Genomic DNA, 2214 nt, shown 5'->3' on the forward strand with positions numbered 1-2214 from the left:
GATACCAGGTAACAGCCCTCAGCTTGCCTTCAAAAGAAACCTTACTTTTTCTAGACATAATAAAAATCCTACTTTCGTAAACAGTACTTTATGTATTTTTACTGTCTACTTAAGTAGGACTATATCAAACTGAACTTGGCTTTTTAAAATACACGATAAACATAGGGATTGTCGGGTTGACTGACCTCTTTAACCTCAGTCAGGTTAAGGATAGGAAGGGTCTGTTTGAGATTTTTATAGTAATTCACAGAAATGGTACCTGTGACTGTTACCCAGGCATTATCCTTAAAGGTTTGGTTGCTTCCGGTCGTTGCCAGTCCGTAAACGCCTGAGTCGGCGATACAGTGGATGATACCGAAACGGAAGATAAACTGATAGCCCTTGGTTTGTGGGTCATTGTAGACAAAGCCTGTATAGCTGACCTTCTTACCTACGAAATCGTCAGGATAGAGGTAGATGAGCTCCATGACTTCCATGTAATTTTCCGTAGTAATGTGGATGGTCTCACGCCCCTTGTACTTGGCGAGTTCCTTGGTCATTTCCTTCTCATAAGCTGAGGAGGTGAAGTAGGAACTGGTGTCAGGCTTCAAGTACTGAATGGTCGTTCCCTCTTGGTCGGCCTGATTAGGATTACTTCCTGCCGCCAGTGGAAAATGATAGCCTTTTGCTGAGACAGTAGTCGCATCCAGTGTTACGGTTGGCACCAAAAGGCCAGTGAGGACTGGAAAGGCCAAGAAGGCGATACTGGCTACCTTAGCTACTCGGCCAGACAAATGCGAGTGAACCTTCATCTGCTTCATCCAAACAATGAGTTGAACCACCGCAAGGATAAAGGAAAGAATCATAGAAATGTAGGCCAAGTAGGAGTAGTGGATATTAATGTACTGGTTAAGCTTGCCAGAAACCTGCAGGTACATGACCAGCTCAAAATACCCAGACAAGATAAGAAAACGTAACATTAAATCACCCCCAATACCAAACAGTAAATCACTGTCACCAGACCCGCTGTTCCCACAAAGAGTCCAACAAAGCGTGTCTTAAACTGGTGTTTCATCATTATGAGGTTCTTAATGTCAACCATAGGCCCGATAATGAGGAAGGCCACCGTTGGAGCCACTCCAAAACTAGAGAGTAGCGAAGCTCCGATAAAGGCATCCGCTTCCGAACAAAGCGAGAGGATAAAGGCTAAAAGCATCATGATGAGGATGGCAGTCACCGAATTGTGCCCGATGCTTGTTAGGATACGGGTTGGTAGGTAGGTCTGCATACTTGCGGCCACCAGGCTCCCGAAAATCAGGTAACGCCCAGTGTCGAAAAATTCATCCACCGCATGAACCAAGGCCTGAAAGATTTTCTTACCAGCTGACAAGCCACTATAATCATGAACATGATTGACCTTGCGATTATCCTTGAGAATCTGGTCATCCACCACGAAGCCAAGCAAGATTCCCAAAATCATGGCGACCAAGAAAGCTCCGATAAAGCGTAAAAGGACGTAGTACCAAGAGTTCCCAAAGGCCGTGTAGGTCGCAAAGAGAACGACTGGATTAATGATAGGAGCCGTTGCCATAAACGGAATGGCCGTATAACTAGGCACTTTTTTCTCTAGAAAGCGCGTGATAATAGGAACAATCCCACATTCACATGAGGGAAAGATGAAACCAATCAGAGTCCCAAAGAGAATTGCCAAGACCTTGTTTTCGGGTAAGAAGTTTTGGACCTTCTCAGGCGTCACAAAGATTTCGATAAAGCCTGATAGGATACTTCCCAACAAGACAAAGGGCAAGGCTTCAATAATAATAGATAGAAAAACTGCCAGAAGCTGCAAAACGCTATCTGGTAGTTGATGGAAAATAGCCATAAATTCTATTTCTTCTTATCTTCTTGAAGACGTTTGTCCTTCTTAGGATCCGTTCCCGCCTTTTCAAAATCAGGGATAGCCGCAAAAGATGCCATCATGCTTTCAAGTTCATTTGTTTTTTTCTGAATAACTGCCATAAAAAGCCTCCGAGTTTAAATAAGATACTAAGGGCGTTATTTCTAAGAGAAAATTACGGCATCAGACGAAGAAGCTTTGCTTCTAGGAAGATGCATCTATTTTCCGCAAGAAATAGCCCGAGTTCAGTTACAAAAGATACTAAGGGCGTTAATTCTAAGAGAAAATTAGGGCATCAGACGAAGAAGCTCTGCTTCTAGGAGGATGCATCTATTTTC

At 43.5% G+C, this 2214-nt stretch carries 3 protein-coding genes; all 3 read right to left on the bottom strand.

Annotated elements, in window-relative coordinates:
- Window positions 1-143 precede the first annotated feature (143 nt).
- The 3 genes from PCY14_RS09810 to PCY14_RS09820 are packed head-to-tail and all read right to left on the bottom strand — an operon-like array spanning window position 144 to window position 1998.
- On the bottom strand, window positions 144-959 hold the full coding sequence (locus PCY14_RS09810; RefSeq protein WP_021145690.1) for a TIGR03943 family protein: 816 nt from the start codon (window positions 957-959) through the stop codon (window positions 144-146).
- Entirely contained in the window at window positions 959-1861 is a 903-nt protein-coding gene (locus PCY14_RS09815) for a permease (protein WP_060934187.1), read from the bottom strand. Before PCY14_RS09815 ends, PCY14_RS09810 begins: the two co-directional genes overlap by 1 nt.
- A 5-nt stretch (window positions 1862-1866) precedes the next feature.
- On the bottom strand, window positions 1867-1998 hold the full coding sequence (locus tag PCY14_RS09820) for an SPJ_0845 family protein (RefSeq protein WP_002885949.1): 132 nt from the start codon (window positions 1996-1998) through the stop codon (window positions 1867-1869).
- Window positions 1999-2214: the final 216 nt, after the last annotated feature.

This window comes from Streptococcus sp. SV2 (assembly GCF_030440175.1).
GTDB lineage: Bacteria > Bacillota > Bacilli > Lactobacillales > Streptococcaceae > Streptococcus > Streptococcus raffinosi.

Bases quoted from the DNA above. Each gene is read 5' to 3' on its own strand.
- PCY14_RS09810 (WP_021145690.1), bottom strand. From the start codon at position 959: ATGTTACGTTTTCTTATCTTGTCTGGGTATTTTGAGCTGGTCATGTAC.
- PCY14_RS09815 (WP_060934187.1), bottom strand. From the start codon at position 1,861: ATGGCTATTTTCCATCAACTACCAGATAGCGTTTTGCAGCTTCTGGCA.
- PCY14_RS09820 (WP_002885949.1), bottom strand. From the start codon at position 1,998: ATGGCAGTTATTCAGAAAAAAACAAATGAACTTGAAAGCATGATGGCA.